Raw genomic sequence first — 26183 nt, forward strand, 5'->3', positions numbered from 1 at the left:
CTGTGATCTGGCCATGGGGGGAGGGCAATTGCGCATTTTGCTCGCATCTTCAACTTTTCTTTTTGAGCTATTTCTTCGCTTCGTGATAAACTGCGCGACTTATTTATGAATACAGATCAGGGCGAATAATGGCCAATAATGGACTGTCTAAGACTGAGAAAAGAGTCGCGTTTTCACTAGCCAGTGTATTTGGGCTACGCATGATGGGCTTGTTTATGATCATGCCTGTCTTTGCGTTGTACGGACAACACCTTGAGGGATTCTCTCCCCTGTGGGTGGGGATAGCCATCGGGGCCTATGGCCTAACCCAGGCCATCTTGCAGATCCCCATGGGGATCCTATCGGACAGATATGGCCGCAAGCCTATCATTCTTATCGGCCTGGCCCTGTTTGCGCTGGGCAGCCTGCTGGCCGCCTCGGCCGATTCTATCTATGGTGTCGTCGCAGGACGTGCCCTGCAGGGGATGGGGGCAATTGCCGCCGCCGTATTAGCCTTGGCCGCCGACCTGACCCGGGATGAGCAGCGCACTAAGGTGATGGCCATCATAGGCATGTGCATCGGCTTCTCCTTCGCGCTCTCTCTGCTGGTGGGCCCAATCGTGGCCGAGCATCTTGGTCTGTCGGGTCTGTTTGCCATGACGGCCGGTCTCGCCTTGCTGGGGATGGTGATAGTGCAGCTGCTGGTGCCTAACCCCATAGGTCAGGCGCCCAAAGGCGATACTGTGGCCGCACCAGCCAAGCTCAAGGCGATGCTCACCGATCCGCAGCTGTTCCGATTGGATGCGGGGATCTTCATTCTGCATCTGGTGCTGACCGCCGTATTTGTCGCGCTGCCGCTGGATCTGGTCGATGCGGGCCTGGTGAAAGAGAAGCACTGGATGCTCTATTTCCCCGCCTTCGTGGGGGCCTTCTTCCTCATGGTGCCGCTGATCATCATAGGGGTGAAGAAGAAGAACACTAAGGCGACCTTCCAGATTGCCCTGGTTATCATGATCGCCGCCCTGGCCGCCATGGCGCTGTTTGCCAACAGTCTGGTGGTGCTGAGCGTCGCCGTGGTGCTCTTCTTTACCGGTTTCAACTATCTCGAAGCATCCTTACCTAGCCTGATCGCCAAGTTCTGTCCCGTGGGCGACAAGGGATCGGCCATGGGGGTTTACTCTACCAGTCAGTTCCTCGGCGCCTTCTGTGGTGGTCTGCTGGGTGGCGGCGCCTATCAGCTGCTGGGAGCTGCCGGTGTGTTTGCCGTGGCACTGGGCCTGATGTGCCTGTGGCTGCTGCTGACTCTGGGGATGCAAAACCCCGTGCTGTTAAAGAGTTATACCTTGGAAGCCGAGGTGGAAGGTAAAGAGCAGGCCCGCGCCATGGCGACCGAGTTGTCGCAACTGCCCGGCGTGGCCGAGGCCATTGTGGTGCTTGAGGAGAAGGTCGCTTATTTGAAAGTTGATGAGCATTTCGATTTGAGACAGGCGCGAGCTGTGTTAGGCTCTTCCAATTAACAGATTCGCGGTCGAGTACGGCCGTGCATCTGTACCTAATTTAGATTTATAAGATTATCGCAGGAGATTTCAATGGCCAGTCGTGGTGTCAATAAGGTAATTTTGGTCGGTAACCTAGGGAAAGATCCTGAGGTTCGTTACATGCCAAACGGCAACGCCGTAGCCAACTTTACAGTGGCGACCAGTGAGTCTTGGAAAGACCAGCAAGGTCAGATGCAAGAACGTACAGAATGGCACAACATTGTAATGTACCGTCGTCTTGCGGAGATCGCCGGTGAGTACCTGAAGAAGGGCTCGAAAGTGTATCTGGAAGGTAAACTGCAGACCAGCAAGTGGCAGGATCAGCAGACCGGACAAGATCGCTACAAGACAGAGATCAACGTTAACGAGATGCAGATGCTGGATAGCCGTGGCCAAGGCGGTCAGGGTGGCCAACAAGGTTACGGTGCGCCGCAACAGCAAAACCAGTACGCGCCACAGCAGTCGGCGCCAGCCGCGCGTCCACAGCAGCCACAGCACTCGGCTCCTCAAGGTGGGTACGGTGCCCAGCAACAGGCTGCACCACAGCAGCAAGGTTATGGCGCTCAGCCACAGCAGGCTCCAGCCTATGCGCCTAAGCCACAGGCTCCGCAGCAACAGGCACCGCAGCAGCGTCCAGCACCTCAGCCACAACAGAACTTCACGCCGGATCTGGATGACGGTTGGGACGACGATATCCCGTTCTAGGATTAGGTCGACAAATGTTTGCTTAAAACCCTGCCTTGGCAGGGTTTTTCTTTTCTTAGACTCTGCCGCGCCTTGCTTTGCTTACCGAGCGCCGATTGGCGTCACCCTGTGGGAGTGTTCATTTACCGCCATGCGGTGTAAAATGCGCGCCCAGCCCGTAAAAAGGGCGACTGCTAAACTTGGGTTACCCTTATTTATGTCATCTGCCACTATGCCAACTGCTATTAATCGTACCTTCTCCATTGCGCCAATGCTCGACTGGACCGACAGGCATTACCGCTATTTCGCGCGCCTGATGTCTTCCGAGTTGCTGCTCTATACCGAGATGGTGACGACTGGGGCGATCATTCATGGCAAGGGAGACTATCTGGCCTATAACCAGGAGGAGCATCCGCTGGCGCTGCAGCTGGGAGGATCTAATCCTGAAGACTTAGCTAAGTGTGCCAAGCTGGCGGCGGAGCGTGGCTATGATGAGGTCAATCTCAATGTGGGCTGCCCATCGGATCGCGTGCAGAATGGCCGTTTCGGCGCCTGCCTGATGGCCGAGCCTGATCTGGTGGCTCAGTGCGTGGCGGCGATGAATGAGGTAGTGGATATTCCGGTAACGGTGAAGACCCGCATCGGCATTGACGAGCAGGACAGTTATGAGTTTCTCACCGAGTTTGTCGACAAGGTGAGCGCGGCGGGTTGCGACACCTTTATTATTCATGCCCGTAAGGCCTGGTTGCAGGGGCTGAGTCCCAAGGAGAACCGCGAGATCCCCGAGCTCGACTATGACAGGGTGTATCGCCTCAAGCAGGATTACCCTCAGTTGAGCATCTCCATCAATGGTGGGGTCAAGACACTTGAAGAGTGCGGCGAGCACCTTAAACAGCTAGACGGCGTCATGGTGGGCCGCGAAGCCTATCAGAATCCTTATTTGCTTGCTCAGGTGGATCAGCAGTTGTGCGGCCTGGACAAGCCAGTACTGAGCAGAGATGCCGTTTTGGAGAATATGATTCCCTATATAGAGAAACATCTAGTGTCCGGTGGCCGCCTTAATCATATTACCCGTCACATGACAGGCTTGTACCAGGGAGAGGCGGGTTCGCGCGCCTGGCGTCGATATTTGAGCGAGAATGCTCATAAGCCTGGTGCTGGTATCGCCGTGGTGCATGAGGCCAGAGCCAGCATGGAGCTAAAATAAAAACATAATACAAACAATGTATTGAACAAGATTATTGCAGAAAGCCGCTGATACCTCAGCGGCTTTTTTTGTCTAATTTTTAAACTTTTCACCAAAGGTGGTGAAAATTACCAGCCGGTAGTGAAACTCACTATCTTCTTAACCAGCCGCCTCAGTCCTAATGAATGCCTTAGCGGTATGAAATTTTATAAATCCATACTTATCATGTGTTTATATTGTTTTTATAAAGTTGGCACACCCCTTGTATTGTCATAGATGTCATAAACGAAATGGAAAGGAAGACATCATGAACAAGCTAACTAAAGTATCGCTAATCGCCTCTCTACTTGTAGGTGCTAGCTTCTCTGCCTCGGCAGATGACTTTATCCCAACAGATATCACCGCCAAGCTGGAGCGTCATTTGGCGACTCAGATGCAGGAGATGATGGTGACTGCTCAGCAAGAACTGACACTTTCACTGCAGGCGCAGCTGTCAGAGTCGCTATTCGACACTAACCTTAAGCTGGCAGAAACGGCGACCAAGAGTGAAGAAGCACCGATGAAGAGTGCGATGGTTAAGGAATAACTCTGGTAAAGGATTACCATAGTTTGGGGAATTGTTATGACTTATCTGTTTGAGTTGGCAGCACTGTTACTGCTCCCAGTATTGAGCTTCGCGCTCTGCGCAACCTTAGTCTGTACCTTGAAATGGCATAAGGTGTTATAGCCGGGGCTCCTGAATTTGTTGATAGTAAGGACAAGTATTATGAATATCGATGATCTGGTAAGAAGGCTAAAAAATCCTCGCAGCATAGTGTGTGGTGTGGCGGCGATGACGGCAGACAAATTTGCCTGGTCTTGCCTATGGACTCGCGTCGTGTGGGCCGTGGCAGCCTTTATGAATCCGGCCTTCGTCTTGTTAGTGTATTTTGTATTGGCACTCGTTCTGCCGAAATGGAAACCAGGCTACTAGCCGTTAGGAATTAAGAGCGTGAAGGGACGTACGAATTTACAAAAAGCGCTGGATATCTTGCTGGCCCTGGGTGTCATCCTTATAGTCGCAGCGGTGCTGATGATGCTGGGACATTACTTTGAAGCGCGTTGGTTTTATATCAGCCTGGAGTCGCCCCAGTGGATCGACATAGGCTTGTGGAGTACGGCGCTGGTCAGTGCCCTGTTATTGATTCTGTTACTCTGGCTTACCCTGGCCTTTAGTTTTATCGCCCTGGTTTCTTCTTTTTGCGTGCTAAGCGCCATCGCCATGCTGTTTGCCGGCTTTTCGCTGTTTTGGCCGATTCTCCTATTACTGCTGGCGGCCTGGGGTGTAGGTCAGGCTAGCCGGGTCGACTAGCCGGGCCCAATTTCTTTATCTGCTCAGGAAGGCATTAAACTGCGCCTTGGCCTCATCGCTTTGCAGGCGAACGGCAAACTCTTCCAACTCTTTTTGCATCTGCTCTCTGATGAGTTCGCTGTCGCCGCGTATTAGCCTGCGACTGGCTCTGAGTGCTTGAGGTGGCTTCTTCGCTAGCTTGACGCTTTGGCTCAGGGCATGACTCATCAACTCATCGCTTGGCAGCAGATCGTTGATAAGTCCCATCGATAGGGCGCTCTGGGCATCGAAGGCCTCACCGAGCAATAGCAATTCGCTGGCCTTGGTCTGACCGACTAGGCGGGGCAGTAGAAGGCTGGCACCGGCCTCGGGCACCAGCGCCAGATTGACGAAGGGCAGCTGAAACTTGGCCGTATTGTCGGCATATACCAGGTCGCAATGCAGCAGCAGGGTCGTGCCTATGCCGACCGCAGGACCGGCCACGGCGGCGACCAGAGGTTTAGTGAGCTCCAGCAGGGTGAACAGGAATCTGACGGTAGGATGATTCTGTCCTAAGTCACTATTTTTTAAAAAGTCGGCAACATCGTTACCCGAGGTGAAACAATCGCCTTCGCCTTTGAGGAGAAAGGCGTTAATTCCGTTGTCTGACTCCCCTTGGATAAGGTATTCTGTGAGCCGAGCATACATCTCAAGGTTAAGCGCGTTGCGTTTGTCGGGGCGATTGATCGTGATGATGCGTACGCCCTGCTCATCCTGAAATTGAATGTTACTCATGGGTCAATAATCCTTATTTGGCAGATGGGTTAAAAAGGAGTTTAAGGCATTGAAACAGATTTTCAAACACGCGTTTAATTTTGTCCTGCTATCATGCACTTCATTTTCCGTATTGGCAAACGTCATGTTTGTCGATGGCTATGTCAGGGCCATGCCGCCGAGTGTGCCCAATACCGCCGCCTATTTCACCCTGATGAACCATGGGCCTGAGGTCGATCTCGTTGGCGTCGACACAAAGGTAGCCGCCGAGGCGCAGCTACACACCTTGGTGGAAGAAGAGGGCGTAGTGAAGATGCGCCAACTCCCCAAATTTACCCTGGCCAGCCACGCTAACCTGGAGCTCATGCCCTCGGGTAAGCACGTGATGCTGCTAGGATTAAAAAAACCGCTGACGGAAGGACAGGAAGTGGTGTTAAGGCTAAAGTTTAGCGATGGCAGCGAGCAGCAGCTAACGCTGCCGGTGAGCAAGCAAGCGATAGCGACACAAGATGATGGCGAGCACCATCATCACCATTAATGGAGTAAGAGTATGCAGGTAACATGGAAACGGGTCAGCCTGGCGGCCGCCGTCTTATTTTTGATTGGCTACATCATCAGCGTATGGTGGAGCGTAGAGCCAGACAGCATAGAGCCCCATCAGCTCAATAACGAGACGGGCCATAAGATAGTGGGCTACGCGACCACTACCTCTTTGATTTTGACCATGGAAACCCTCCTCGATAAGAACGGTGGCTGGTTGTCTAACGATGTGATGCCTCCCTCGCTGTTTATGGATAACATGCCCGCCTTCGAGTTTGGCGCCATCGAGCAGGCGCGGGATCTGGCGCTGATAATGCGCAAGGAATTTAGCCGTTCCCAATCGCAGTCGACCGCCGACAAAGACCTGCTGGCGGCCCACTCTAAGCTGAATATCGAACACACCAGCTGGTTAGTGCCGAGCGCCGAGGGCGAGTATCGTGACGCCATCAAGCTGCTCAAGCTCTATCGCGCCCGAATCGCCGACACCAATAATCCCGATGCTCAGTTCTACGCCCGCGCCGATAACCTCAACGAGTGGCTCAAAGAGGTGCAGAAGCGCCTGGGCAGCATGTCGCAGCGCCTGTCTGCCAGTGTCGGCCAGGAGCGGATCAATACCGATCTCGCCGGTGACACTGAGGCCAGCCAGTCGACGCCTAATCTGGCCAGCCAGGAGATCAAGACCGGCTGGTGGCAGATAGACGATGTCTTCTATGAAACCCGTGGCGCCACCTGGGCACTGCTGAACTTTATGAAGGCTATTGAGGTAGATTTTGCCGACGTATTGAAGAAGAAAAATGCTGAGGTCAGCTTGCAGCAGATCATTCGTGAGCTGGAAGAGGCACAGCAGCCTGTGTGGAGCCCGATCGTGTTGAACGGTTCTGGGTTTGGCATAGTGGCCAACCACTCGCTGGTGATGGCCAATTATATTTCCCGCGCCAATGCCGCGGTGATCGATTTAACTAACTTATTGACTCAAGGCTAATTAGATGAAAAAAACACTACTTGCATGTGCTCTGCTCGGGTCTTTGGCAGCGACATCTGCACAGGCGGCTACTGTAGTTGGCTTCAAGGTGGGCGGCGACTACTGGAACGCCGACACCGAGGGTACCTTTGCTCAGAAGGGCCAGGCTCAACAAGAGTTTGATTACAGCTCTTCATCTCAGGGCAGCATCTGGGTCGCCATCGAGCATCCTATCCCTTTAGTGCCTAACCTGAAGATCCGCGAAAACCGCCTGGATGCAGATGGCAAGGCGACGTTGACCGGCGACTGGACATTCGGCGATCGCGTATTTAGCGACGATGTGACCACGGCAAGCAACCTGAGCAATACCGACTTCGTGCTCTACTATGAGCTGCTGGATAACGACATAGTGGCACTGGATCTCGGCGCCGCCTACAAGAAGATGCACGGCTCTTTCCGCGTACATCAGATCTCGCCATCTGGCGTGGTAGGGGCTTACGCGCAGAAAGATCTTAGCGACGGTGTGGTCATGGCTTACGCCAATGCCGAGGTGGGCATTCCTGGCCTGGGTCTGTATGGTTTTGCCGACGTGATGCAGGGCATTGACGAGAGCAGCGTCTACGATTATCAAGTGGGTCTGGGTTGGCAGTTTGACGGCGTGGCGCTAGATACCAAGGTGCGTGTCGGTTACCGCGACTTTAACTTCGACGTGAATGACTTCAATGGCGTGACCGCCAACATGCAGTTCAAAGGCTATTTCGCCGGGGTTGAGCTAGTCTTCTAATAGCTAGTTTGCAGACATAAAAAAACCGCCATGATGGCGGTTTTTTTGTATCTAAAGCCTGATCTCTTACTGACTGACTTCAGGGGCCTTCAGGCCATTGTTGATGGCGATGACATCGTCTTCGCTCAGGGTGCCAGTCGCTTGTTTCAACGCCAGGATAGAGTTGATATAGCCATAACGGGCGTTAGAGAGCTGACGCTTAGAGTCATACAGGTCACGGGTACGGTTGAGTACGTCAACGATAGTACGGGTACCCACCTCGAAACCTGCCTGGGTCGCTTTCAGTGCGCTCTCAGAAGAGATCACCGATTGCTCATAGGCGCGGATAGAGCTAATAGAGGCACCAACGTTGTTGAAGTTGTTGCGCACATCTTTTACTACCTTGCGGTAGGTCTGTTCCATCTTCTCGCTGGCTTCTACGTATTGGTACTGCGCCTGGTTGACCTTAGAGCTCACCTTAAAGCCTTCGAAGATAGGCACGCTCAGGGTCAGACCCACGTTGGCGTTGTCGTAATCGCTCAGATCACCTGCCTGATTTTTCTGATTTAGGTTGGTGGTGTAACCGGCATTCAGGCTCAGAGACGGCATGTGGCCCGCCTTGTAGAGCGAGATGGTCTGCTGGGCGATATCTTTACCGATACGCGTGGTTAACAGATCCACACTGCTGGTCTCGGCCATCTTCAACCAATCGTTTGGCATGGCTGGGGTTGGCGGTACCGCGGTGAAACGTGTGGTATCCAGAATATCGATAGACTTGTGGTCTATGCCGGTGATCTCTCTGAGGGCTTCGTAGCTGTTGATCAGCTGGTTTTCCGCCAGGATTTCCGATGCGCGGGCCAAGTCATACTGGGCCTGAGCCTCGTGTACGTCGGTGATCGCGGTGAGACCCACGGCGAAACGCTGCTTGGTCTGCTCGAGCTGACGCTCGATGGCACGCTTCTCGGCGCCTTTGAATTCATAGTTATCTTTCGCGGCTAAGACGTCGAAGTAGGCGCCTGTAACACGAATGATGAGTGACTGAAGTGTCGAGGCGTAGGCGGCATCGGCCTGTGACGCCGCAAGCTCCGCGAGGTCGAGTCCGACCCAGGCGCTGTGATCATAGATCACCTGCTTGAGTGACACTCCAGCATCGAGTCCGCTGTTGTACTTGTCATCATCAACATTGGTCCAGCTCTTTCCATAGCCTACGCTGGCGCTGATGGTAGGTAGCAAGGGGGCGCGGTTCTCTTCGATCTGCTCGTAGAGACGGTCGCGCTGCGCTTGTGCCTGGAGCGCAATCGGATCATTGGTAAGGGCCTGCTGATATATCTGCAGTAGATCGTCGGCATGCACGGCAGAAGTCGTTGCCGCGAGAGTCAACGCTGCACATAAGGTGCGGATCTTAAATTTCATTAGCTGTCCTTTTTTAGACATAAATACTCCGAGGCGGAGCCATTTACTTAATAAAGTTAAGTGATGCTTCAGCGCAAATCATTTGCGCGAAGCGGTTTGCGCTTCCCGACGCTTCCCGATACATCTAAACTTATTAAGGTTAAGATATTAAGAAATTAACCATTTTTAAGTCAACTAGGAAGTGTAACAGTTTTTAACGGTAAGTCTGCATTTTTTAGTGGTCTACATGGTATATTGAGAGCCCTTGGGGATAAGCATTTACTAACTGAGTCGCGGGACGGGTAATGAGTCAGAAATTCACCAATGAAGATGTACAGATGCTGGGAAAACGAACCCTTTTTCAGGGGTTCTTTCGTATGGAAGAGTACAGATTCAAACATAGGCTGTTTGCCGGTGGCTGGAGCCCGGAAGTGGTGCGTGAAGTGTTCGAGCGCGGCCATGCCGTGGTCGTGCTGCCCTATGACCCCGTGAGCGACAAGGTGGTGCTGATTGAGCAGATACGCATTCCCGTGGTGAATGCCGCAACCACCCCTTGGCTGCTGGAGTTTGTTGCCGGCATGATAGAGGAGGGGGAGAGCGCCGAGCAGGTGGCTCACCGTGAACTGCTCGAAGAGTCTGGCCTGGTGGCTAGCGAGATGCACTATATCAGTCAATATTTTTCCAGTCCCGGCGGCACCAGCGAGCGATTCGATTTCTACTGGGCCAGAGTCGACGCCAGTCAGGCCGATGGCCTGCATGGCCTGGATGATGAACATGAGGATATCAAGGTGCACGTGATGCCCCGTGAGGCAGCCTTTCAACTATTGCAAGATGGCACCATCAATAACGCCTCGACGGTGATCGGCCTACAGTGGCTGCAGCTCAACTACCAAACCCTAAGGGCCGCCAAGTGAGCCTGTCGTTAAATAAGCGCAAGCCGGACTATCAGGCAAACGTGAGTCGTTTTCTCGCCTTGTGTAGTCGTAACTACTTCAATATATTACGCTGGCTGCCAGCGGGCTATGAGCAGGGGCAGTCCTGGCAGGTCGAGGGAGACTTCGGTTGCCTTGAGGTTAAGCTGCTGGAAAACACCCAATATACCCAATTAATTGAGATCTCCCGTCCGCTGAAAATCGCGCAATACGTTGATACGCCTAAAGTTGTAGTGCGTGTTTACCATGACGCTAAATTAGCAGAAGTGTTAACTAGTCGACAGATTTATCGATTAAGACCAGTATATGATTATCCAAATATACGTATGTACCATAGAGACGAAAAGTATCAGGTAAATGCTTTTCTTGAAGAGTTACTCAAGATTGACAACCATGCCCGCATCATTTGTCAGTCCGAATCTTAGGGTTTTAATGTGCTAAAAGAGGCTATCTCTTATTCCATCGATCACGATGAGAGCGTAAAGCTGGTCCAGGTGACGGACCCTCATCTGTTTGCTGATCCCGAGGCGCAACTGCTGGGTGTGAATACCGCACATAGCTTGGATGCTGTGTTGAACACTATTAAGGCCGTCGATTATCCGGCACATCTCTTATTGGCCACCGGCGACATTAGCCAAGATTATTCCAATCAGTCTTACCATAACTTCGTCGCCGCGATCGAAAAATTAAACCTTCCTTGTCACTACCTGCCGGGCAATCACGATGATCCGCGCATTATGCATCTGCATATGCAGGGCCCCAGAGTCTACGGCGATAGGCGGATCCTGGTGGGAAAGTGGCAAATCATCATGCTGGACTCCACCGTTAGGGGGAAGCCTGGCGGGCATATGGCCGACAGCGAGATGGAGTTGATCGAGGCGGCGGTGGCGGCCCATCCCGAGCTGCATACCCTGTTGGTGATGCATCACAATCCGATTCTGGTGGATTGTAAATGGCTGGATCAACACTGCATGGACAATGGCGAGGCATTTCTCGACAGAGTGACGGCCATGCCTCAGGTCAAGGGCCTGCTGTGGGGCCATGTACATCAGAGCCTGGATCAGTTCTACCAGGGCAAGAGTGGCCCGGTGAAGTTGATGGCAACGCCTTCTACCTGCATCCAGTTTAAGCCCAAGTCTCCCTATTTCGCCCTCGATGCCCAGCAGCCAGGTTATCGCCTGCTTGAGTTAAAGCCAGACGGCAGCATCTTGGCCAACGTCTACCGGGTGCCCGGCAACAAGTTTTCACCGGACCACGACTCCAGCGGTTACTAGCTGCTCACTCTGGCAAGCAGATAGCGAGCAGTTTGCTTGGCATTGGCGGGGTTAATATTTGGTTAATCGCCGCGCCGGTGTTAGCATCTGGATGCCCGATACTTGGCTGCAGATGTTAGGCGCAGAGCCAATCTGCCCGCTAAGCCGTCGTGTAGGGAACACATTGCCGTTTTATCATTCGCTGCCGAGGAAATATGCTGCTCTATATTCATGGATTTAATAGTTCACCGCACTCAGACAAAGGTGTGGTCACTGCCCAGTATATTGCCAAGCATTTTCCCGATATCAATTTCGTTCAACCCCAACTCCCAGCCACGCCCAAGGCGGCCATGACGTTGCTGACAGATTTGGTCGAGCAGGCGCTGGAGAGGGGGGAAAGCCTGAGTTTCATAGGTTCATCCCTCGGTGGCTATTTTGCCAGCTATCTGGCGGAGCGTTATGGCGGGCGGGCCGTGCTGGTGAACCCGGCGGTGAAACCTTTCGAGCTGTTTGATGAGTTCCTCGGTCCCCAGTACAATCCCTACACAGAAGAAGATTATCAGATTCTACCCGAGCACAAGCTAGAGGTGGCTAAGTACGATACGCCGGCCATCTCACATCCAGATCGTTTCTTGGTGCTGCTGCAGTCTGGGGATGAGGTGCTTGATTATCGGCAAGCCGTGAATAAATACCAATGTTGTCAGATGCTCATCGAGGCGGGTGGCGATCACAGCTTCGTCGGCTACCAGCAGCAGATGCCGGGGATCTGTGATTTCCTGTTTCTTGACAAATAGACATGTAGGGCCGCAACATGGCCTGAATAACAATATATTGTGTGCGCTATGACTAACCAATACACTTCAGATGCAATTGAAGTCCTCAATGGACTCGACCCGGTAAAACGTCGCCCAGGTATGTATACCGACACCACACGTCCAAACCATTTGGGCCAAGAGGTGATCGATAACAGCGTCGATGAGGCCCTCGCGGGACACGCGACCAGAATCGACGTGATACTGCACAAGGACAATTCGCTTGAGGTGATCGATGATGGCCGCGGCATGCCGGTGGATATCCATCCCGAAGAGGGGATCCCCGGGGTCGAGCTGATCCTCACCAAACTGCACGCAGGTGGTAAGTTCTCCAATAACAACTATCAGTTTTCAGGTGGTCTGCACGGCGTAGGTATCTCGGTCGTAAACGCGCTGTCGAATCGTGTCGAGATCACGGTGAGGCGCAGCGGTCAGGTCTATGAGATGGCCTTTGAGCATGGCGACAAGGTGGAAGAGCTGACCGTAACGGGAACCTGTGGTCGACGCAACACGGGCACCCGCGTCCATTTCTGGCCAACCGCCAGCTATTTCGACTCGGTTAACTTCTCGATTCCCAAGCTTATCTATTTGCTAAGGGCCAAGGCGGTACTCTGCCCGGGGCTGCGTATCAAGTTTACCAACAAGCAGACCGGCGATGTCGAAGAGTGGTGCTACGAGAGCGGCCTGACCGACTACCTCAAGTCGTCGACGCAAGGTGCATTGACTCTGCCTGAAGAGCCTTTTATCGGCAGCATGGCTGGCAATACCGAGGCGGTCGACTGGGCCATCACCTGGTTACCTGAGGGGGGCGACTCCCTCAACGAGAGCTACGTTAACTTGATCCCCACGCCGCTGGGTGGCACCCATGTTAACGGTTTCCGTCAGGGTCTGCTGGAGGCGATGCGCGAATTCTGTGAGTTTCGTAACTTGATCCCCAGAGGGATCAAGCTCTCCCCCGAGGATATCTGGGATCGCAGCAGCTTCATTCTGTCGATCAAGATGCAAGATCCTCAGTTTGCGGGACAGACCAAAGAGAAACTCTCCAGCCGCCAGAGTGCGGCCTTCGTCTCGGGTATCGTCAGAGACGCCTTCAGTCTCTGGCTCAATACCCATACGGATCAGGCCGAGGCCCTGGCCGAGATGTGTATCAGCAACGCCCAGAAACGTCTGAAGGCGGCCAAGAAGGTGGCGCGTAAGAAGGTGACTTCGGGCCCTGCGCTGCCGGGTAAGCTGACTGATTGTAGCGGCCAGGACCCTATGCGCGGCGAGCTCTTCCTGGTGGAGGGTGACTCGGCGGGCGGTAGTGCCAAGCAGGCGAGGGATCGTGAGTTCCAGGCGATCATGCCGCTGCGGGGTAAGATCCTCAATACCTGGGAGGTGGAGGCCTCACAGGTGCTGGCCTCTCAGGAGGTGCACGACATCTCAGTGGCCATCGGTTGTGACCCGGACAGCAACGATATCTCAGAGCTCAGATACGGTAAGATCTGTATCCTGGCGGATGCGGACTCGGACGGTCTGCATATCGCGACCCTACTGTGCGCCCTGTTCATGAAGCACTACAAGGTGCTGGTGGAGAAGGGGCACATCTATGTGGCCATGCCGCCGCTGTTTAGGGTCGATGTGGGTAAAGAGGTATACTATGCGCTGGATGAAGCCGAGAAGCAGGGGATCTTAGATCGTATCAGCGCCGAGAAGAAGAAGGGTAAGGTGCAGGTGACCCGATTCAAGGGATTGGGTGAGATGAATCCATTGCAGCTGAGGGAGACCACCATGGATCCCAACACCCGAAGACTGGTACAGTTAACCATAGATGATGCTGAGGATACCCTGGCCATCATGGATATGTTGCTGGCCAAGAAGCGTTCTGGCGATCGTAAGACCTGGCTTGAAACCAAAGGCGACTTAGCCCAGCTATAGCTATGTCATTAAAATAAAAAGACAAATCGTTAGACAAGCTTAATATAATGCATAATAAAAGAGTTAGTTGTTATTTTCTGTGTGCGATGTTTGCCATGATGGCATCGGGCGTGTCCCTGACGGCGCGCGCCGAGCAGCCCATCATGATCACAGTCACCAAGGGATTTGGACTCTCCTTATATGCCTCAGATCTCGGTGATGCCAAACAGATGGCACTGGGTGACGAAGGCACCCTGTTTGTGGGTTCTTATAAGTCCGGCACCATACAGGCCCTGGTAGACAGCAACGCCGACGGTCGTGTAGACAAGCGCTACGTAGTTGCCAAGGGGCTGGAGTACCCAGAGGCGATCGCCTTTCATAAGGGGGATCTCTATGTCGCCGAAGAGGAGCGCATCCTACGCTTCGTGGATATCGAGAATCGCCTGAAGCGTCCCGGCCGCGGCAAAGAGGTTTACGACCGTCTGCCGGGTAAGACCAACAAGAGCCGCCGTGCCATGCGTTTCGGCCCCGATGGTCGTCTCTATGTTGCCATCGGCGCCCCCTGTAACGTGTGTGAGGCCCATGCACCCTTTGGCAGCATAATCGCCATCGACCTCGACAGCGGTAGCAGTGAGCAGATCGCCACCGGCATACGCAACGTCACCGGCTTCGACTGGGACCCTAAAGACAGCAAGCTGTGGTTTGCCGATTTGGGCCGTGACTGGATGGGCGACAGGTTGCCACCGGATGAGATCAACCGTGTCGATATCGTCGGTGCCCACTACGGCTTTCCCTATATTCACGCCAGCAGCGTGCTGGAACCCGCCTACGAGAAGCCTAAGGGGCTCAAGGTCACCACCCCCGTCTTCGAGTTGCCGGCCCACGTGGCGCCCATGGGGCTCGAGTTCTACCGTGGCGAGCAGTTCCCCGAGAAGTATCGTGACCAACTATTCGTGGCCGAGAATGGTTCCTGGAACCGCTCCAGTAAGATCGGTTATCAGGTCACCATGTTGACCCTGGAAGATGACAATATCAGCAAGCGCCAGACGGTGGTGAGCTTCCTCGATGGAGAGTTCCCCGTCGCCCGGCCCTATGACTTAATCATGGCGCCCGATGGAGCCATGTATATCTCAGACGATCTGAAAGGCAATGTGTATCGTCTGTTTTATAAAGAGAACGCGAGCGAAGAGATTGAATCGAGTGAAGCGAGTGAACAACAGGATCCTAATCAATGAGTGATGCGATAGATTTAAGCCTCGATGGCGTCGAACAGATGCCCTTGAGACGTTTCACCGAAGAGGCGTATCTGAACTATTCCATGTACGTCATCATGGATCGCGCCTTGCCGCATATCGGCGACGGCTTAAAGCCGGTGCAGCGTCGCATCGTCTACGCCATGAGCGAACTTGGCCTGTCGGCACAGTCAAAGCACAAGAAGTCGGCGAGAACCGTGGGCGACGTACTGGGTAAGTATCATCCCCACGGCGACAGTGCCTGTTACGAGGCCATGGTGCTGATGGCGCAGCCTTTCTCCTACCGTTATCCGCTGGTGGACGGTCAGGGTAACTGGGGCGCGCCGGACGATCCTAAGTCATTCGCTGCCATGCGTTATACCGAGGCGCGCCTGTCTAAGTTCTCCGAGGTGCTGCTGACCGAGCTGGGTCAGGGCACGGTAGATTGGGGCGTCAACTTCGACGGCACGCTCAAAGAGCCCATGGTGCTGCCCGCCCGTCTGCCACATATCCTGCTCAACGGCATCACAGGGATCGCGGTGGGGATGGCGACCGATGTGCCGCCCCACAATGCTCGCGAGCTGGTGGATGCCTGTGTGGAGCTGATTGACAACCCCAAGGCGGATCTGGAACGTCTGATGGAGCTGGTACCTGGCCCTGACTATCCTACCGAGGCGGAGATCATCAGCCCAAGAACCGAGATCGCCAAGATCTACGAGACGGGTCGTGGCTCCATCAAGGCCCGCGCCGTCTATACGGTGGAGTCCGGCGAGATAGTGATCACCGCGCTGCCTCATCAGGCCAGTGGCGGTAAGATTTTAGAGCAGATCGCTGCCCAGATGCAGGCTAAGAAGCTGCCCATGGTGGCCGACCTGCGCGACGAGTCAGATCACGAGAGCCCGGTGCGTATCGTTATCGTGCCTCGATCAAATCGTGTCGATTGCGATCAGCTGATGGCGCACCTGTTTGCCACCACAGATCTCGAGAAGAACTTCCGCGTCAACCTCAATGTACTTGGACTCAATGGCCGTCCTCAGGTGAAGGGACTGAAACAGCTGCTGACCGAGTGGCTGGAGTTCAGATTGACCACGGTCAGACGTCGCTTAGAGCACAGATTAGACAAGGTTTTGGCAAGGCTGCATATTCTGGAAGCCTTGATGATCGCCTTCCTCAACATCGATGAGGTGATCGAGATCATTCGTTACCACGATGATCCTAAGGCCGAGCTGATGGCGCGCTTTAACCTGACCGACGATCAGGCTAACGCCATCTTAGATCTTAAACTGCGTCATTTGGCGAAGCTGGAAGAGTTTAAGATCAAGACAGAACAGAGCGAACTCGAGGCCGAGCGTGAGAAGCTTGAGCAGCTGCTCAGCTCAGATCGCCGCATGAAGACGCTGATCAAGAAAGAACTTAAGCAAGACGCCGAGACCTATGGCGATGAGCGTCGCTCTCCGCTGGTCGAGCGCAGCGAATCCCGTGCCCTGTCGGAGCAGGAGCTGGTGCCAGCCGAGGCGGTAACCGTAGTGCTGTCGGAGAAGGGCTGGGTGCGCTGCGCCAAGGGCCATGATATCGACCCTACGGCGCTCTCTTACAAGGCGGGTGACGGCTTCCTCTGCGCCGCGTCTGGCAGGAGTAATCATGCCACCGTCTTTATCGGCTCGACGGGGCGCGCGTTTGCCACCGATACCCATACCCTGCCATCGGCCAGGAGTCAGGGTGAGCCTGTGACTACCCGCTTCCAGCTGTCACCGGGCGAGTCTATGGCCCATGCGCTGCTCGGGGAGGATGGACAATGCTTCCTGCTGGCCTCAGATGCAGGCTATGGCTTTATCGGCGATTACAAGGATATGGTGTCACGCAATAAGGCGGGTAAGGCGCTACTCAGCCTGCCGGCCAATGCTCAGGTGCTGCCGCCGAAACGCGTGGACAAGAGTCGTAGCGAGTCTATCTTAGCGATCACCAACGAGGGTCGCATGCTGCTCTTCTCCGTCGATGCTTTGCCGCAACTGGCTAAGGGCAAGGGCAACAAGATCATCGGCATCGCCAGCGACAGGGCTAAGAGCCGCGAAGAGCTGCTAGTGCATCTGCATGTGGTGCCGCAGGATACGGCGGTTACCCTGTGGGCGGGTAAGCGCAAGCTTACCCTCAAGCCGAGCGATCTCGAGCACTACCGTGGCGAACGAGGTCGCCGTGGCGCCAAGCTGCCTCGCGGTCTGCAACGTGTGGACAAGGTGGAGCTTGGCGAGGACGAGACCAGTCTCTAGCCGACTGTCAGACATAAAATCCGGATACAAAAAAAGCTGCCCTAGGCAGCTTTTTTTATGTCTGATGTAAGTAGGCCTTAAGCCACTTCGTAGAAGTTGGGGATCACATCGAGGCGGGCCTGGATGATCTCGGTGGCCATCTTGCTACATTTACCACATTGATTGCCAACACCCAGACGACGCTTAACGTCGGCAAGAGACATATCTCCTTGATCGACAGCTTCTTTTATTTGCTTGTCGGTAATGGCGTGGCAAAGGCAAACATACATACAGGTGACTCCCCTACTTCAGATGCATGCAATTATAAATGAAAACGATTCTCACTGCTAATAACTCCTGGTTATAGACTGTGCATTATGGCGCCTAAGCGGGGAATTAAAAATTGTGAGCTAGCCCACTGAATACGGGGCCTCCAGCCTATTGCTGGCGCGTATTTTACTTCGTTTTGTCTGGTTGTAGGCTAGGGCGGTAATGAGCGCAAGCGCGCATGAAAGATGCACTTACCCCAAGTTAAGATGGTTTATTTGCTGGCTTATGATGGGTTGGGGAGGCATTTACTGCTTAGATGAGGCGCTATCTTTGGCCGATAGCGCCAGGGAGGATTTAAGCTTAATAGCCGCGCTCGAAGTTGACCTTATGGCTCAAGGGCTCTCCCTTGATGAACTTGTGATAGTTATTGGCGAAGATCTCCACTACTTGCTCAGGGAAACTCGGGGCGGCGATATGGGGAGTGATGATCACATTCTCCAGCGACCAGATGGGATGCTCCTGGGGCAGGGGCTCCTGATTGAAGACATCCAGGATAGCGTTCTGCTGGGGATGAGTCAGCAGCTGGGCGTAGAGGGCGTCGAGATCCAACACGTCGCCGCGACCCAGATTGAAGAGGATCGCCTCCGGCTTCATCATGGCCAGTAGCTCCTGGTTGAGCGCCCCCTGGGTCTGAGTTGTGCTGGGTAGGATGGCGGCGATGGCGTCTGCCTTACCTATGTGGTGGGCCAGATTGGCCAGGGTGTCGACGCTGTCGAAGCCTATGGTTGGCTTAGCGCCGCGGTTGATGCCGGTCACCCGCATGCCGAAATGTTTGGCGGTCTGTGCCAGGTGTTTAGCGATATTGCCTGTGCCTAACAGCAGCAGCTCCTGCCCCTGCAGGGTGCGAAAGTTGCCCGGGCGCCAGATCTTCTCCGCCTGCTGGGACTGATATTGCTTGTGCTGACGCTGGTGGGCCAGCAGGTAGCCAAACAGGTACTCGCTCATCAGGGGGCCGAAGATCCCCCGCACATTGGTGAGTTGGTAGTCGCGGCGTAGCCTGGGTTTGACCAGGAGATCGACGCCGGCATAGGTGGATTGCATCCACTTGATCTGTTTGGCATGGCCCACCAAGGGGGCGGCCAATGGCGGTTCGGCGAGCCAGATATCGGCATCGAGAATACTCTGGGGATCGTCGCCTAGCAGCGTCAGGTGCGGCAGGTGACAGGAGCCGAGCAGGCTGCGGTATCTATCGTTATCGCTGGTCAGCAGCAGTAGCTTGTGTTCCATAGCGAGTCCTTTTGGCTGTTATTATTTTTGTATGAGACCCAGAAAATGGCTGGTTTATTTTGGTGGAGAATTTATTTCATTCGCACCTTGTCATTATAGATGCTCCCGCCTGGCTTAGTACTTAAGTGGGGGGCTAGTGCTACAGTTACAAAAAATGGGAGAGGTGTCCACCGATAGGGTGAGCTTTGCCTATTTGTTGAGCAGTTCAGGGTGAGTAGGCACTCGCTGACCCTAGCGGGTCAGCAGCAGTTGATGGACGCAGTCGGCGCTGACATCGGGGAAATTACTGAAGATGCCATCGACGCCCATCTGCGACAGATAGTGGATGTCGTCGCGATTATCCACGGTATAGACAAACACCTTGGCACCGCGGGCGTGGGCATCATCCACTAACTCCCGGGTGACGAAGTTGACGCTCAGGTGCAATGAGAAGGCCTCTAGTCGAGTGACTATGGCGGCCAGGTCTTCTGGTACCCCCTCGATGAGTGGCGCCAGCACAGCATCGGGAAAGGCCTGTCTCAGGGTGAACAGAAAGCCGTGATGGAAAGATGAGATCAGTAGCTGATCGGCGCGGTAGTTGAGCTTCTCCAGGATCTCAGGATAAAGGGCCATGAAGGGGCCGAGGGAGTTGAGCCCTTTGAGCTCTATGTTGATCAGGGCATCGAAGGGTTGTAGGTACTCCAGCAGCTCCCAGAGTTTAGGGATGGGCTCGCCATCAACGGTAACGCCGGCCAGATACTCCTTCGTCACCGCCTCGATAAGGCCTGTACCCGAGCTTTTGCCGTCGAGACGCCTGTCGTGAAACACATAGAGTTCGCCTTCGACGCTGTGGACGTCGATCTCCACGGCGTTACAGCCCAAGGCGATGGATTTCTTGATGGCGGCCAGGGTATTTTCGGCGCCATAGCCGCTGGCGCCACGGTGAGCATAGACACGCATTAGCTTCTAATTATCCCCTGAGTCTCTTTACTTTGACCACTAATATGCACCTCGAGCTGCGGATAGGCGAGCTCCAGATGATTCTCTCTCAGTTTCTTGCTGACCTGCTTGTGCAGCTTGTGTCGTAGCGGCCAGCGAGTGTTCATATCCTTGGCATAGGCGCGGATCTCATAATCCTGGGTATGCTGACCAAATCCGGCAAACCAGACCTCGGGCTCCGGCGTGGTCAGGGCATCGTCACACTCCTTAACCGCCTGATAGAGCGCCGCCTCGACCCGTGCGGGATCCGAGTCCCTGGCGACCGAGACATAGACGATCACCCTAGTGATAGGGTCTGACAGCGACCAGTTGATCAGCTGCTCGGTGATGAAGGCCTTGTTGGGGACGATTATCTCTTTTCTGTCCCAATCGACAATCGTGGTGGCGCGGATCTGGATCTTACTTACTGTACCCGTTAGCTCGCGTATGGTGACGGTATCACCGATGCGCACCGGTTTCTCGAACAAGATGATCAGTCCCGAGATGAAGTTGGCGAAGATCTCCTGCAGACCAAAACCCAAGCCCACCGAGAGCGCCGCGACCAGCCATTGCAGCTTAGACCACTCCATCCCCAGGGTCGAAAAGCCGCTGAGCATACCGAAGAAGACCACCAGATAGCGACTCACAGTGGTGATGGCGAAGCCCGTGCCCTGGGTGAGATCCAATCGTTGCAGAATCATCAGCTCCAGCAGGCCCGGCAGGTTGGTGGCTATCATCAGCGAGAAGCCGACGATGATAAGTCCCAGTAGCAGGGACTTGAGGGTGATAGGGATCTGCTGGGCGATACCGTCGACCGTGCTCGAGCTGGTCCACAGAGTAATGCCGTCCAAAAACGAGAAGATGGCGCTATGGGTCTGAGTCCAGAGGCCTATCAGGCTTATCAGGAAGGCCAGCGTTAGAAGTGAACGCACCAGCCCAAGTGACTGGCTGGAGATGGTCTCGAGATCCACCACAGGCTCTTCATAGGTGTCCGGCGGCTCGTTACTGTTGGGGTCATCTTCTTTCTCCCGCTGGGCCAAGATCTCGGCGCGTTTGGCCTTGGCGCGGTTGAAGGCGATACGGCGGCGCTCGATCAGCATCCAACGTTTAATCAACTGGTACAGCAGCATGAAGCTTAGGGATAAGATCAACGACAGCTGTAGCTGCAATAGCATCTGATAGGCGGTGAAGTAGTAGCCCCTGAAGGCCAGCACGGCGCAGGCCGGCGGCAGCAGTATGAGTATCGACCAGAGCAGCTTCTGCAGCAGCCGCTTATTCTTATCGTCCTGGTGGTAGTGATGTTCCTGCTTCGACAGGCTCAGCATGTCGCGGTAGAACCAGAACAGCATGAGGGCCAGCAGGATGAAGGCGCCTCGTCCCAGGCTATTGCGCACCAGCGAAGTCTCTAGCACCTCGGTGAAGCCGATCACGCCGACAATCGGCATCGCCAGTACGGTCAGGGCGCGTAGGCGTTGCTGACCGGCGCGTATGATCGCCTTGTCGCCCTTGAAGTGGCCGATCAACAGGCCCTTATCCAGCGCCAGCAGATAGGTGAGGCGATAGAGCTGGTACAGCATGCCTATGGCCAGTATGCCCATGCCCACCGAGGAGACCAGGTTATGGTTGCTGAAGTAGAAGATCAGACCGCCGCTGATCAGCGGCAGTGGCTTGATGCAGCTATAGAGCAGCGAGCCAATCAAGGTATTGAAACTATAGATAAACTTATCTTGCGTGACGTTACCTACATAGGTGACGTTCTTGGCCATCAGCTGAGTAAATTTAGGCGTGACCAGGTCCTGCATCACCAGACAGAGCACCATCAAGATCACCCACCAGGACCAGAGGGTGCTCTGTTCGCTTAGTGAGTCCTGTACCTGATGCCAAGGCGCCTGGGTCAGCAGCCATTGGGTACTCTGATACAGGTCGCCCAGCCAGTAGCCGTCTATGCTGTTGGCGTTGGCTACCCAAAACAGGTGCTCGTTGAGCGTGGTCTTAAGGGTCTGATACTGCTGGCCCAGCTGCTCATACAGCACCCTTAATTCGGCGAGCTCACCAAGGTAGAGATCATAGTTTTCCAGCAGCTGACGCTGCAGCTCTTTCTGGGCTCCGACCAGCTTGCTCTGCAGCGGCGTGAGCTGCTCGACGGCGCCGAGCAGTGGATGCAGTGTCTGGTCTTGCTCTATCTGGTAGCGGGCCAGACGGGCATTGGCGATCTCATTACTGATCTTGTCCTGGCTCGGCGGCTTGGGCAGTGAGTAGAGGATACGCAGGAAGCGCTCGCCGAAGGCCGAGTTAAGCTTCACCAGGGCGATCTGCTGCTGAATGTTGGTGATCTGCTTGGCCTGGAACTGGTATTGGGTCTCGGCCTGCTCCTGTAGTGTCATCACATTGGTGACCTCATGGGTCAGCTGTTTCAGTTGCTCGCCGTAGGCTTGGTTCTGCGCGTTCAGCTTGATGGCGATGGCGTCGTCTGTGATGGAGGTTTCTATCTGACTGGCGGCGATGGTGGCCGCCGTCGCCTTGTGACGCTGCTCGGCGATGGCGCCGTTGAGGCGTTCGATAAGGGCTTCTTGCTGCACCAGTTGGCTGCGCACCAGCGCCAACTGCTGCTGGGTGAGGGCGATCTGTTTCTGGCTGCTGGCCAGCTCAGACTCCAGGGTCGACAGGCTCTGAACATAGACCCGGCGTTGCATCTCGCTCAGGGGCTGATTGTCGTCGCTGGTCGCCTGTTTGTGCTTGGCCAGGGTCAGGTTGGCCTGGCTGATCAGGCTAGGTAGCTGTTGCTGGCGTTTGATCAACTCGTTGACCTGAGTGGCTAGGTTAGCCTCTGTCTCTTTGAGTTCAGACAGTCTCAGGTAGGAGAGTGACGCCTGCTGGCTAAGATCTTGATTGGGGTTGTATTCCAGCGGCGTGGCGGCTTCTTTAAGCTGTTGTGTCAGGGCCTGTTTCTGGCTCTGATACTGGTGAATGATGGCGTCGAAGCTGGACTGCAGGGCCTGTTGCTCGGTGAGCTGCTCCTCCAGCAGACTCAACTGCTCGGCGGTGCTCTTGCTGGCGACCTGAGGCTCCTGTCCTAATCCCAGGCGTTTATTGAGATTCAGGGGCGAATTTGCGGCGCCTGAGAATGAGATTAGACAGAGAATAATCAGTAATATACGAGACATAAGCCGCTTTGTTCACACCAGCATCAATGGACGCTTATATATTACCAAGTTAGTTCAAAAATGGTATCTATGAATCGGTTAATTTGACACGTGTGGCGTTTCCTTTGCCAGCGACGAAAATGCCTTAGGATTTGGCCTTTTGGGCGCGGTTAGCCCTGTGGCTCTTCTGGGTCTCATAGACCGCGGTGGAGACCACCAAGGCGCCGCCAATCAGCGTCTTCATGGCGAGTCCCTCACCCAGGATCAACAGGGCCAACAGGGCACCATAAAGGGGTTGCAGGCAGGAGACCAGGCTGACCGTCTTAGCGCTCAGCTGGCGCAGCGCCGAGGTAAACAGGGCGTGGGGTGCGGCGGTAAAGACGATACCTAAGAGGATCACCAACCACCAGACGTTGGCTTGGATGGCGCTTGGGTCGACCTTGAGCCAGGGCAGCAGGAACAGGGCGCTGACCCCTGTCTGGTAGTACATGGCTTGGGCGCCGCTGTAGCTGGCGAAGTAGCGCTTGTGCAGCAGGTTTCTGGCGGTGAACAGGGCAGCCGACAGAACGCCTATGATGATCCCCAGGGTGACATCGTTACCCAGGTTGGCTTCTGGGATCAGCAGGCTGACGCCGAGCAGGACACAGATGCCGCTGATGATATCGGCCAGCTCCAGGCGTTTGCCGGTAAAGAAAGGCTCCACCAGAACCGTCATCACGGGATAGGTAAAGAAGGCGATCATGCCGATGGCTACCGATGAGAGTTGCATGGCGGCAAAGTAGGTGACCCAGTGCAGGCTGACGATAACGCCGAGCCCCAGGGCGATGCCGTAGTCTTTACCGCGATTGAGCCTGAGGTGCTTGCCGCTGACCTTGACCAACAGAGCGAGGGCAAGGGCGGCGATGCAGCAGCGAAGTGCCGTGATATCCAGGGCATTGAGGGGAATCAGCTTGGAGAAAAGGGCCGTACCACCAAACAGGAGGACGGCCAGATGCAGTTCGATTAAGCCAGAGCGTTCGCTGCTACTTGTGTTCAAGATATCCTCTAATCGATTTTGGCGAAGGCCTGACCCATGCGGGTAACGGCCTTAGGCTCGACGCCATCGGCAAAGTGTTCCAGTGCGTCTTTGGCAAATAGCATGACTACAGTGCTGCCCAGTTTGAAGCGTCCCATCTCCTCGCCCTTGTCCAGAGTGATCGCCTCTGGGCCCTCGGTTGGGTAGTCCCAGGTGAAGACTTTCTTGCCTGTCGGCGGCGTGACGGTACCGGCCCAGACGGTTTCTATGCTGGCTACGATGGTGGCGCCAACCAAGACCATGGCCATGGGGCCGATTTCGGTTTCGAAAATGGCCACCACGCGCTCGTTACGGGCAAACAGGCCTGGCACATTCTCGGCCGTCAGCGGGTTAACCGAAAACAGCTCGCCAGGCACATAGGTCATCTTAGACAGGGTGCCCTTAATCGGCATGTGAATTCTATGGTAATCCTTAGGTGCCAGATAGATGGTGGCGAAGTCGCCGCCTTCGAAGCGCTTGGCATCATCGGCTTGATCGCCTAAAAGGGCAAGTGACGAATATTCATGTCCCTTGGCTTGAAAGATACGGCCTTCTTTGATCGGCCCGCATTGGCTGACGGCGCCATCTACCGGATGAACGATATAGTCGTCATCGTCACACAGGGGGCGGATGCCAGGTTTCAGCGCGCGGGTGAAGAACTGGTTGAAGCTGGCGTAGGCTTCGGGTGCACTCTGTGCGGCCTCGCTCATGTCTATCTTATACTGCTTGATAAACCACTTAATTACGCTTGTCGTTACTGCGCCGAGTTCGGCGGCTGCCAGTTTACCCACGAGTCGCGAGAGCAGGTGTTTCGGCATTATGTATTGCAAGGCAATCTTCAATTTGTCCACTGTCTGTTTTCCTTCAAATCCAGTTTGGCTGTTCTTAATTTAGTTAGTCGTTATCGTTTTTGAAATGACGGGCGTGGCGCTGCTCGTCCAGGCTGTCGATAATTCTGTGGTAGTTCTGGTACCTGTCATGGGCGATCTTGCCTTCCTCGAAGGCCTGGGTGATGGCGCAGCCAGGATCATTCTTGTGTTTGCAGTCTCTAAACTTGCAGGTGCCCAGGTAATCCCTGAATTCGACGAAGCACCAGCCGACACGCTCGGCTGGCAGGTGCCATAGGGCGAATTCACGCACACCGGGAGAGTCCACCAGATCGCCGCCGCTTGGGAAATGCAGCAACTTGGCCGTGGTGGTGGTGTGCTGGCCCAGGCCCGAGGTCTCGGACACGTCGCCAGTGATCAGCTCGGCTTCCGGCAGCAGGGCGTTGATCAGCGATGACTTACCCACACCTGACTGACCGACAAACACGCTGACCTTGTCTTTTAATAGGGTCTTGATCGCCTCGACCCCTTCGCCAGACTTGCTGCTGACGCGATATACCTGATAGCCGATGGCCTGGTAGCGCTCCAGCGCGGCCTCGACGGCAGGAGACTCTTCGTCGCTGAGTAGATCTATCTTGTTGAGTATGATGACCGGGGCTATGCCTGTGTCTTCGGCGGCCACCAGATAGCGGTCGATGATCTGGGTAGTAAAGCTAGGCACCACGGAAGAGACGATAAGTATCTGATCGATATTGGCGGCGATGATCTTGATGCCGTCGTAGAGATCCGGCCGTGACAGTGAGGAGTGTCTCGGGTGAACGGCCTCGACCACGCCGGCTATGGTGGCAGTGGTTTCACTGGCTTGGCGCATGATCACCTTATCGCCGGTGACAAGGCTTTGAATATTTCGGCGAATGTTACAGCGAACCAGTTCACCGTTTTCCGTTTCGATATCAGCGTGTTGGCCGAAGCGAGAGATGACGGTGCCCAGCTGTTCTGGCCCCAGTGAGCTATCCTGTAACTCAATGGTTGTTTCTTTTGCGTCTTTGCGCTGCAGCCGTTTCTCATGATTGGCGCGCATGCGGCGGCGTTGGCCTTGGCTTAGGGGTTTCTTTTTACTCACAGTGTCGTCATCGTCAAAATAAGGT

General features: G+C 54.7%; 25 protein-coding genes. 16 read left to right on the forward strand and 9 right to left on the reverse strand.

Annotated features, from left to right (window positions below):
• Nucleotides 1-128 precede the first annotated feature (128 nt).
• The 6 genes from K0J45_RS02700 (at nucleotide 129) to K0J45_RS02725 (ending at nucleotide 4738) form a co-directional block, all read left to right on the forward strand.
• Nucleotides 129-1496, forward strand: coding sequence for an MFS transporter (locus tag K0J45_RS02700; RefSeq protein WP_220044146.1), 1368 nt, complete (start codon nucleotides 129-131; stop codon nucleotides 1494-1496).
• A 72-nt stretch (nucleotides 1497-1568) separates the two neighbouring features.
• Nucleotides 1569-2222 carry a single-stranded DNA-binding protein gene (locus tag K0J45_RS02705; protein ID WP_220044147.1) on the forward strand — a complete coding sequence of 218 codons (654 nt, stop codon included), beginning with the start codon at nucleotides 1569-1571 and terminating at the stop codon, nucleotides 2220-2222.
• Nucleotides 2223-2418: 196 nt separating this feature from the next.
• On the forward strand, nucleotides 2419-3408 hold the full coding sequence (gene dusA / locus K0J45_RS02710; RefSeq protein ID WP_011864342.1) for a tRNA dihydrouridine(20/20a) synthase DusA: 990 nt from the start codon (nucleotides 2419-2421) through the stop codon (nucleotides 3406-3408).
• A 286-nt stretch (nucleotides 3409-3694) separates the two neighbouring features.
• Nucleotides 3695-3973 carry a hypothetical protein gene (locus tag K0J45_RS02715; protein ID WP_011864343.1) on the forward strand — a complete coding sequence of 93 codons (279 nt, stop codon included), beginning with the start codon at nucleotides 3695-3697 and terminating at the stop codon, nucleotides 3971-3973.
• Between the two features lie 180 nt (nucleotides 3974-4153).
• Entirely contained in the window at nucleotides 4154-4360 is a 207-nt protein-coding gene (locus K0J45_RS02720) for a PspC domain-containing protein (protein ID WP_144199788.1), read from the forward strand.
• Nucleotides 4361-4378: 18 nt separating this feature from the next.
• Nucleotides 4379-4738 carry a hypothetical protein gene (locus tag K0J45_RS02725; protein WP_220044148.1) on the forward strand — a complete coding sequence of 120 codons (360 nt, stop codon included), beginning with the start codon at nucleotides 4379-4381 and terminating at the stop codon, nucleotides 4736-4738.
• A 15-nt stretch (nucleotides 4739-4753) separates the two neighbouring features.
• Here K0J45_RS02725 and K0J45_RS02730 read toward each other — a convergent pair whose 3' ends face one another.
• Nucleotides 4754-5491, reverse strand: a complete 738-nt coding sequence (locus tag K0J45_RS02730) for an enoyl-CoA hydratase (RefSeq protein ID WP_220044150.1) — start codon at nucleotides 5489-5491, stop codon at nucleotides 4754-4756.
• 49 nt (nucleotides 5492-5540) lie between these two features.
• Here K0J45_RS02730 and K0J45_RS02735 point away from each other — a divergent pair, with 49 nt between their 5' ends.
• The 3 genes from K0J45_RS02735 to K0J45_RS02745 are packed head-to-tail and all read left to right on the forward strand — an operon-like array spanning nucleotide 5541 to nucleotide 7755.
• A complete protein-coding gene (locus K0J45_RS02735; RefSeq protein WP_220044151.1) occupies nucleotides 5541-6008 on the forward strand; it encodes a copper chaperone PCu(A)C in 468 nt (155 codons plus the stop codon).
• Nucleotides 6009-6020: 12 nt separating this feature from the next.
• A complete protein-coding gene (locus tag K0J45_RS02740) occupies nucleotides 6021-6992 on the forward strand; it encodes a DUF2333 family protein (RefSeq protein WP_220044152.1) in 972 nt (323 codons plus the stop codon).
• Between the two features lie 4 nt (nucleotides 6993-6996).
• Nucleotides 6997-7755, forward strand: coding sequence for a TIGR04219 family outer membrane beta-barrel protein (locus K0J45_RS02745; RefSeq protein ID WP_220044153.1), 759 nt, complete (start codon nucleotides 6997-6999; stop codon nucleotides 7753-7755).
• A 66-nt stretch (nucleotides 7756-7821) separates the two neighbouring features.
• On the opposite strand, the gene tolC is transcribed toward K0J45_RS02745, so the two are convergent.
• Complete coding sequence (gene tolC, locus K0J45_RS02750; RefSeq protein ID WP_041406334.1) at nucleotides 7822-9147, reverse strand: outer membrane channel protein TolC; 1326 nt, start codon at nucleotides 9145-9147, stop codon at nucleotides 7822-7824.
• A 284-nt stretch (nucleotides 9148-9431) separates the two neighbouring features.
• Between tolC and nudF the strand changes: the two genes are divergently transcribed.
• From nudF to parC, 7 genes are all read left to right on the forward strand, one after another.
• On the forward strand, nucleotides 9432-10040 hold the full coding sequence (nudF, locus tag K0J45_RS02755) for an ADP-ribose diphosphatase (RefSeq protein ID WP_220044154.1): 609 nt from the start codon (nucleotides 9432-9434) through the stop codon (nucleotides 10038-10040).
• Nucleotides 10037-10483, forward strand: coding sequence for a DUF1249 domain-containing protein (locus K0J45_RS02760; RefSeq protein WP_011864352.1), 447 nt, complete (start codon nucleotides 10037-10039; stop codon nucleotides 10481-10483). Before nudF ends, K0J45_RS02760 begins: the two co-directional genes overlap by 4 nt.
• Nucleotides 10484-10492: 9 nt before the next feature.
• A complete protein-coding gene (gene cpdA, locus K0J45_RS02765; protein WP_220044155.1) occupies nucleotides 10493-11332 on the forward strand; it encodes a 3',5'-cyclic-AMP phosphodiesterase in 840 nt (279 codons plus the stop codon).
• Nucleotides 11333-11526: 194 nt separating this feature from the next.
• The gene (locus tag K0J45_RS02770; protein ID WP_220044156.1) at nucleotides 11527-12105 is read left to right on the forward strand and encodes a YqiA/YcfP family alpha/beta fold hydrolase; all 579 of its coding nucleotides are present in this window, start codon (nucleotides 11527-11529) and stop codon (nucleotides 12103-12105) included.
• Between the two features lie 48 nt (nucleotides 12106-12153).
• Nucleotides 12154-14040, forward strand: coding sequence for a DNA topoisomerase IV subunit B (parE, locus tag K0J45_RS02775; RefSeq protein ID WP_011864355.1), 1887 nt, complete (start codon nucleotides 12154-12156; stop codon nucleotides 14038-14040).
• Nucleotides 14041-14126: 86 nt separating this feature from the next.
• On the forward strand, nucleotides 14127-15254 hold the full coding sequence (locus K0J45_RS02780) for a PQQ-dependent sugar dehydrogenase (RefSeq protein WP_258406754.1): 1128 nt from the start codon (nucleotides 14127-14129) through the stop codon (nucleotides 15252-15254).
• Nucleotides 15251-17518: a DNA topoisomerase IV subunit A gene (gene parC / locus K0J45_RS02785; RefSeq protein ID WP_220044158.1), complete on the forward strand. Its 2268-nt coding sequence runs from the start codon at nucleotides 15251-15253 to the stop codon at nucleotides 17516-17518. Before K0J45_RS02780 ends, parC begins: the two co-directional genes overlap by 4 nt.
• Before the next feature lie 77 nt (nucleotides 17519-17595).
• Here parC and K0J45_RS02790 read toward each other — a convergent pair whose 3' ends face one another.
• The 7 genes from K0J45_RS02790 to rsgA all read right to left on the reverse strand — a co-directional run bounded on the left by K0J45_RS02790 (nucleotide 17596) and on the right by rsgA (nucleotide 26158).
• A complete protein-coding gene (locus K0J45_RS02790) occupies nucleotides 17596-17787 on the reverse strand; it encodes a bacterioferritin-associated ferredoxin (RefSeq protein WP_144199766.1) in 192 nt (63 codons plus the stop codon).
• Between the two features lie 340 nt (nucleotides 17788-18127).
• Entirely contained in the window at nucleotides 18128-19054 is a 927-nt protein-coding gene (locus tag K0J45_RS02795; protein ID WP_220044160.1) for a D-2-hydroxyacid dehydrogenase, read from the reverse strand.
• A 231-nt stretch (nucleotides 19055-19285) separates the two neighbouring features.
• Complete coding sequence (locus K0J45_RS02800; RefSeq protein WP_220044161.1) at nucleotides 19286-19993, reverse strand: glycerophosphodiester phosphodiesterase; 708 nt, start codon at nucleotides 19991-19993, stop codon at nucleotides 19286-19288.
• The gene (locus tag K0J45_RS02805) at nucleotides 19993-23175 is read right to left on the reverse strand and encodes a mechanosensitive ion channel domain-containing protein (protein ID WP_220044162.1); all 3183 of its coding nucleotides are present in this window, start codon (nucleotides 23173-23175) and stop codon (nucleotides 19993-19995) included. Before K0J45_RS02805 ends, K0J45_RS02800 begins: the two co-directional genes overlap by 1 nt.
• A 124-nt stretch (nucleotides 23176-23299) precedes the next feature.
• On the reverse strand, nucleotides 23300-24190 hold the full coding sequence (locus tag K0J45_RS02810; protein ID WP_220044163.1) for a DMT family transporter: 891 nt from the start codon (nucleotides 24188-24190) through the stop codon (nucleotides 23300-23302).
• 8 nt (nucleotides 24191-24198) lie between these two features.
• Nucleotides 24199-25059 carry an archaetidylserine decarboxylase gene (asd, locus tag K0J45_RS02815; protein ID WP_011864363.1) on the reverse strand — a complete coding sequence of 287 codons (861 nt, stop codon included), beginning with the start codon at nucleotides 25057-25059 and terminating at the stop codon, nucleotides 24199-24201.
• A 43-nt stretch (nucleotides 25060-25102) separates the two neighbouring features.
• Entirely contained in the window at nucleotides 25103-26158 is a 1056-nt protein-coding gene (rsgA, locus tag K0J45_RS02820) for a small ribosomal subunit biogenesis GTPase RsgA (protein WP_220044164.1), read from the reverse strand.
• Between the last annotated feature and the right edge of the window lie 25 nt (nucleotides 26159-26183).

This window comes from Shewanella alkalitolerans, assembly GCF_019457575.1.
In the GTDB taxonomy this organism is placed as follows: Bacteria; Pseudomonadota; Gammaproteobacteria; order Enterobacterales; family Shewanellaceae; genus Shewanella; species Shewanella loihica.

Coding starts and splice junctions, on each gene's coding strand:
- K0J45_RS02770 (WP_220044156.1), top strand. CDS start 11,527: ATGCTGCTCTATATTCATGGATTTAATAGTTCACCGCACTCAGACAAA.
- parE (WP_011864355.1), top strand. CDS start 12,154: ATGACTAACCAATACACTTCAGATGCAATTGAAGTCCTCAATGGACTC.
- K0J45_RS02800 (WP_220044161.1), bottom strand. CDS start 19,993: ATGCGTGTCTATGCTCACCGTGGCGCCAGCGGCTATGGCGCCGAAAAT.
- K0J45_RS02795 (WP_220044160.1), bottom strand. CDS start 19,054: ATGGAACACAAGCTACTGCTGCTGACCAGCGATAACGATAGATACCGC.
- K0J45_RS02790 (WP_144199766.1), bottom strand. CDS start 17,787: ATGTATGTTTGCCTTTGCCACGCCATTACCGACAAGCAAATAAAAGAA.
- K0J45_RS02715 (WP_011864343.1), top strand. CDS start 3,695: ATGAACAAGCTAACTAAAGTATCGCTAATCGCCTCTCTACTTGTAGGT.
- K0J45_RS02720 (WP_144199788.1), top strand. CDS start 4,154: ATGAATATCGATGATCTGGTAAGAAGGCTAAAAAATCCTCGCAGCATA.
- nudF (WP_220044154.1), top strand. CDS start 9,432: ATGAGTCAGAAATTCACCAATGAAGATGTACAGATGCTGGGAAAACGA.
- K0J45_RS02745 (WP_220044153.1), top strand. CDS start 6,997: ATGAAAAAAACACTACTTGCATGTGCTCTGCTCGGGTCTTTGGCAGCG.
- K0J45_RS02705 (WP_220044147.1), top strand. CDS start 1,569: ATGGCCAGTCGTGGTGTCAATAAGGTAATTTTGGTCGGTAACCTAGGG.
- K0J45_RS02730 (WP_220044150.1), bottom strand. CDS start 5,491: ATGAGTAACATTCAATTTCAGGATGAGCAGGGCGTACGCATCATCACG.
- K0J45_RS02780 (WP_258406754.1), top strand. CDS start 14,127: ATGTTTGCCATGATGGCATCGGGCGTGTCCCTGACGGCGCGCGCCGAG.
- K0J45_RS02805 (WP_220044162.1), bottom strand. CDS start 23,175: ATGTCTCGTATATTACTGATTATTCTCTGTCTAATCTCATTCTCAGGC.
- K0J45_RS02740 (WP_220044152.1), top strand. CDS start 6,021: ATGCAGGTAACATGGAAACGGGTCAGCCTGGCGGCCGCCGTCTTATTT.
- tolC (WP_041406334.1), bottom strand. CDS start 9,147: ATGAAATTTAAGATCCGCACCTTATGTGCAGCGTTGACTCTCGCGGCA.
- dusA (WP_011864342.1), top strand. CDS start 2,419: ATGTCATCTGCCACTATGCCAACTGCTATTAATCGTACCTTCTCCATT.
- K0J45_RS02700 (WP_220044146.1), top strand. CDS start 129: ATGGCCAATAATGGACTGTCTAAGACTGAGAAAAGAGTCGCGTTTTCA.
- parC (WP_220044158.1), top strand. CDS start 15,251: ATGAGTGATGCGATAGATTTAAGCCTCGATGGCGTCGAACAGATGCCC.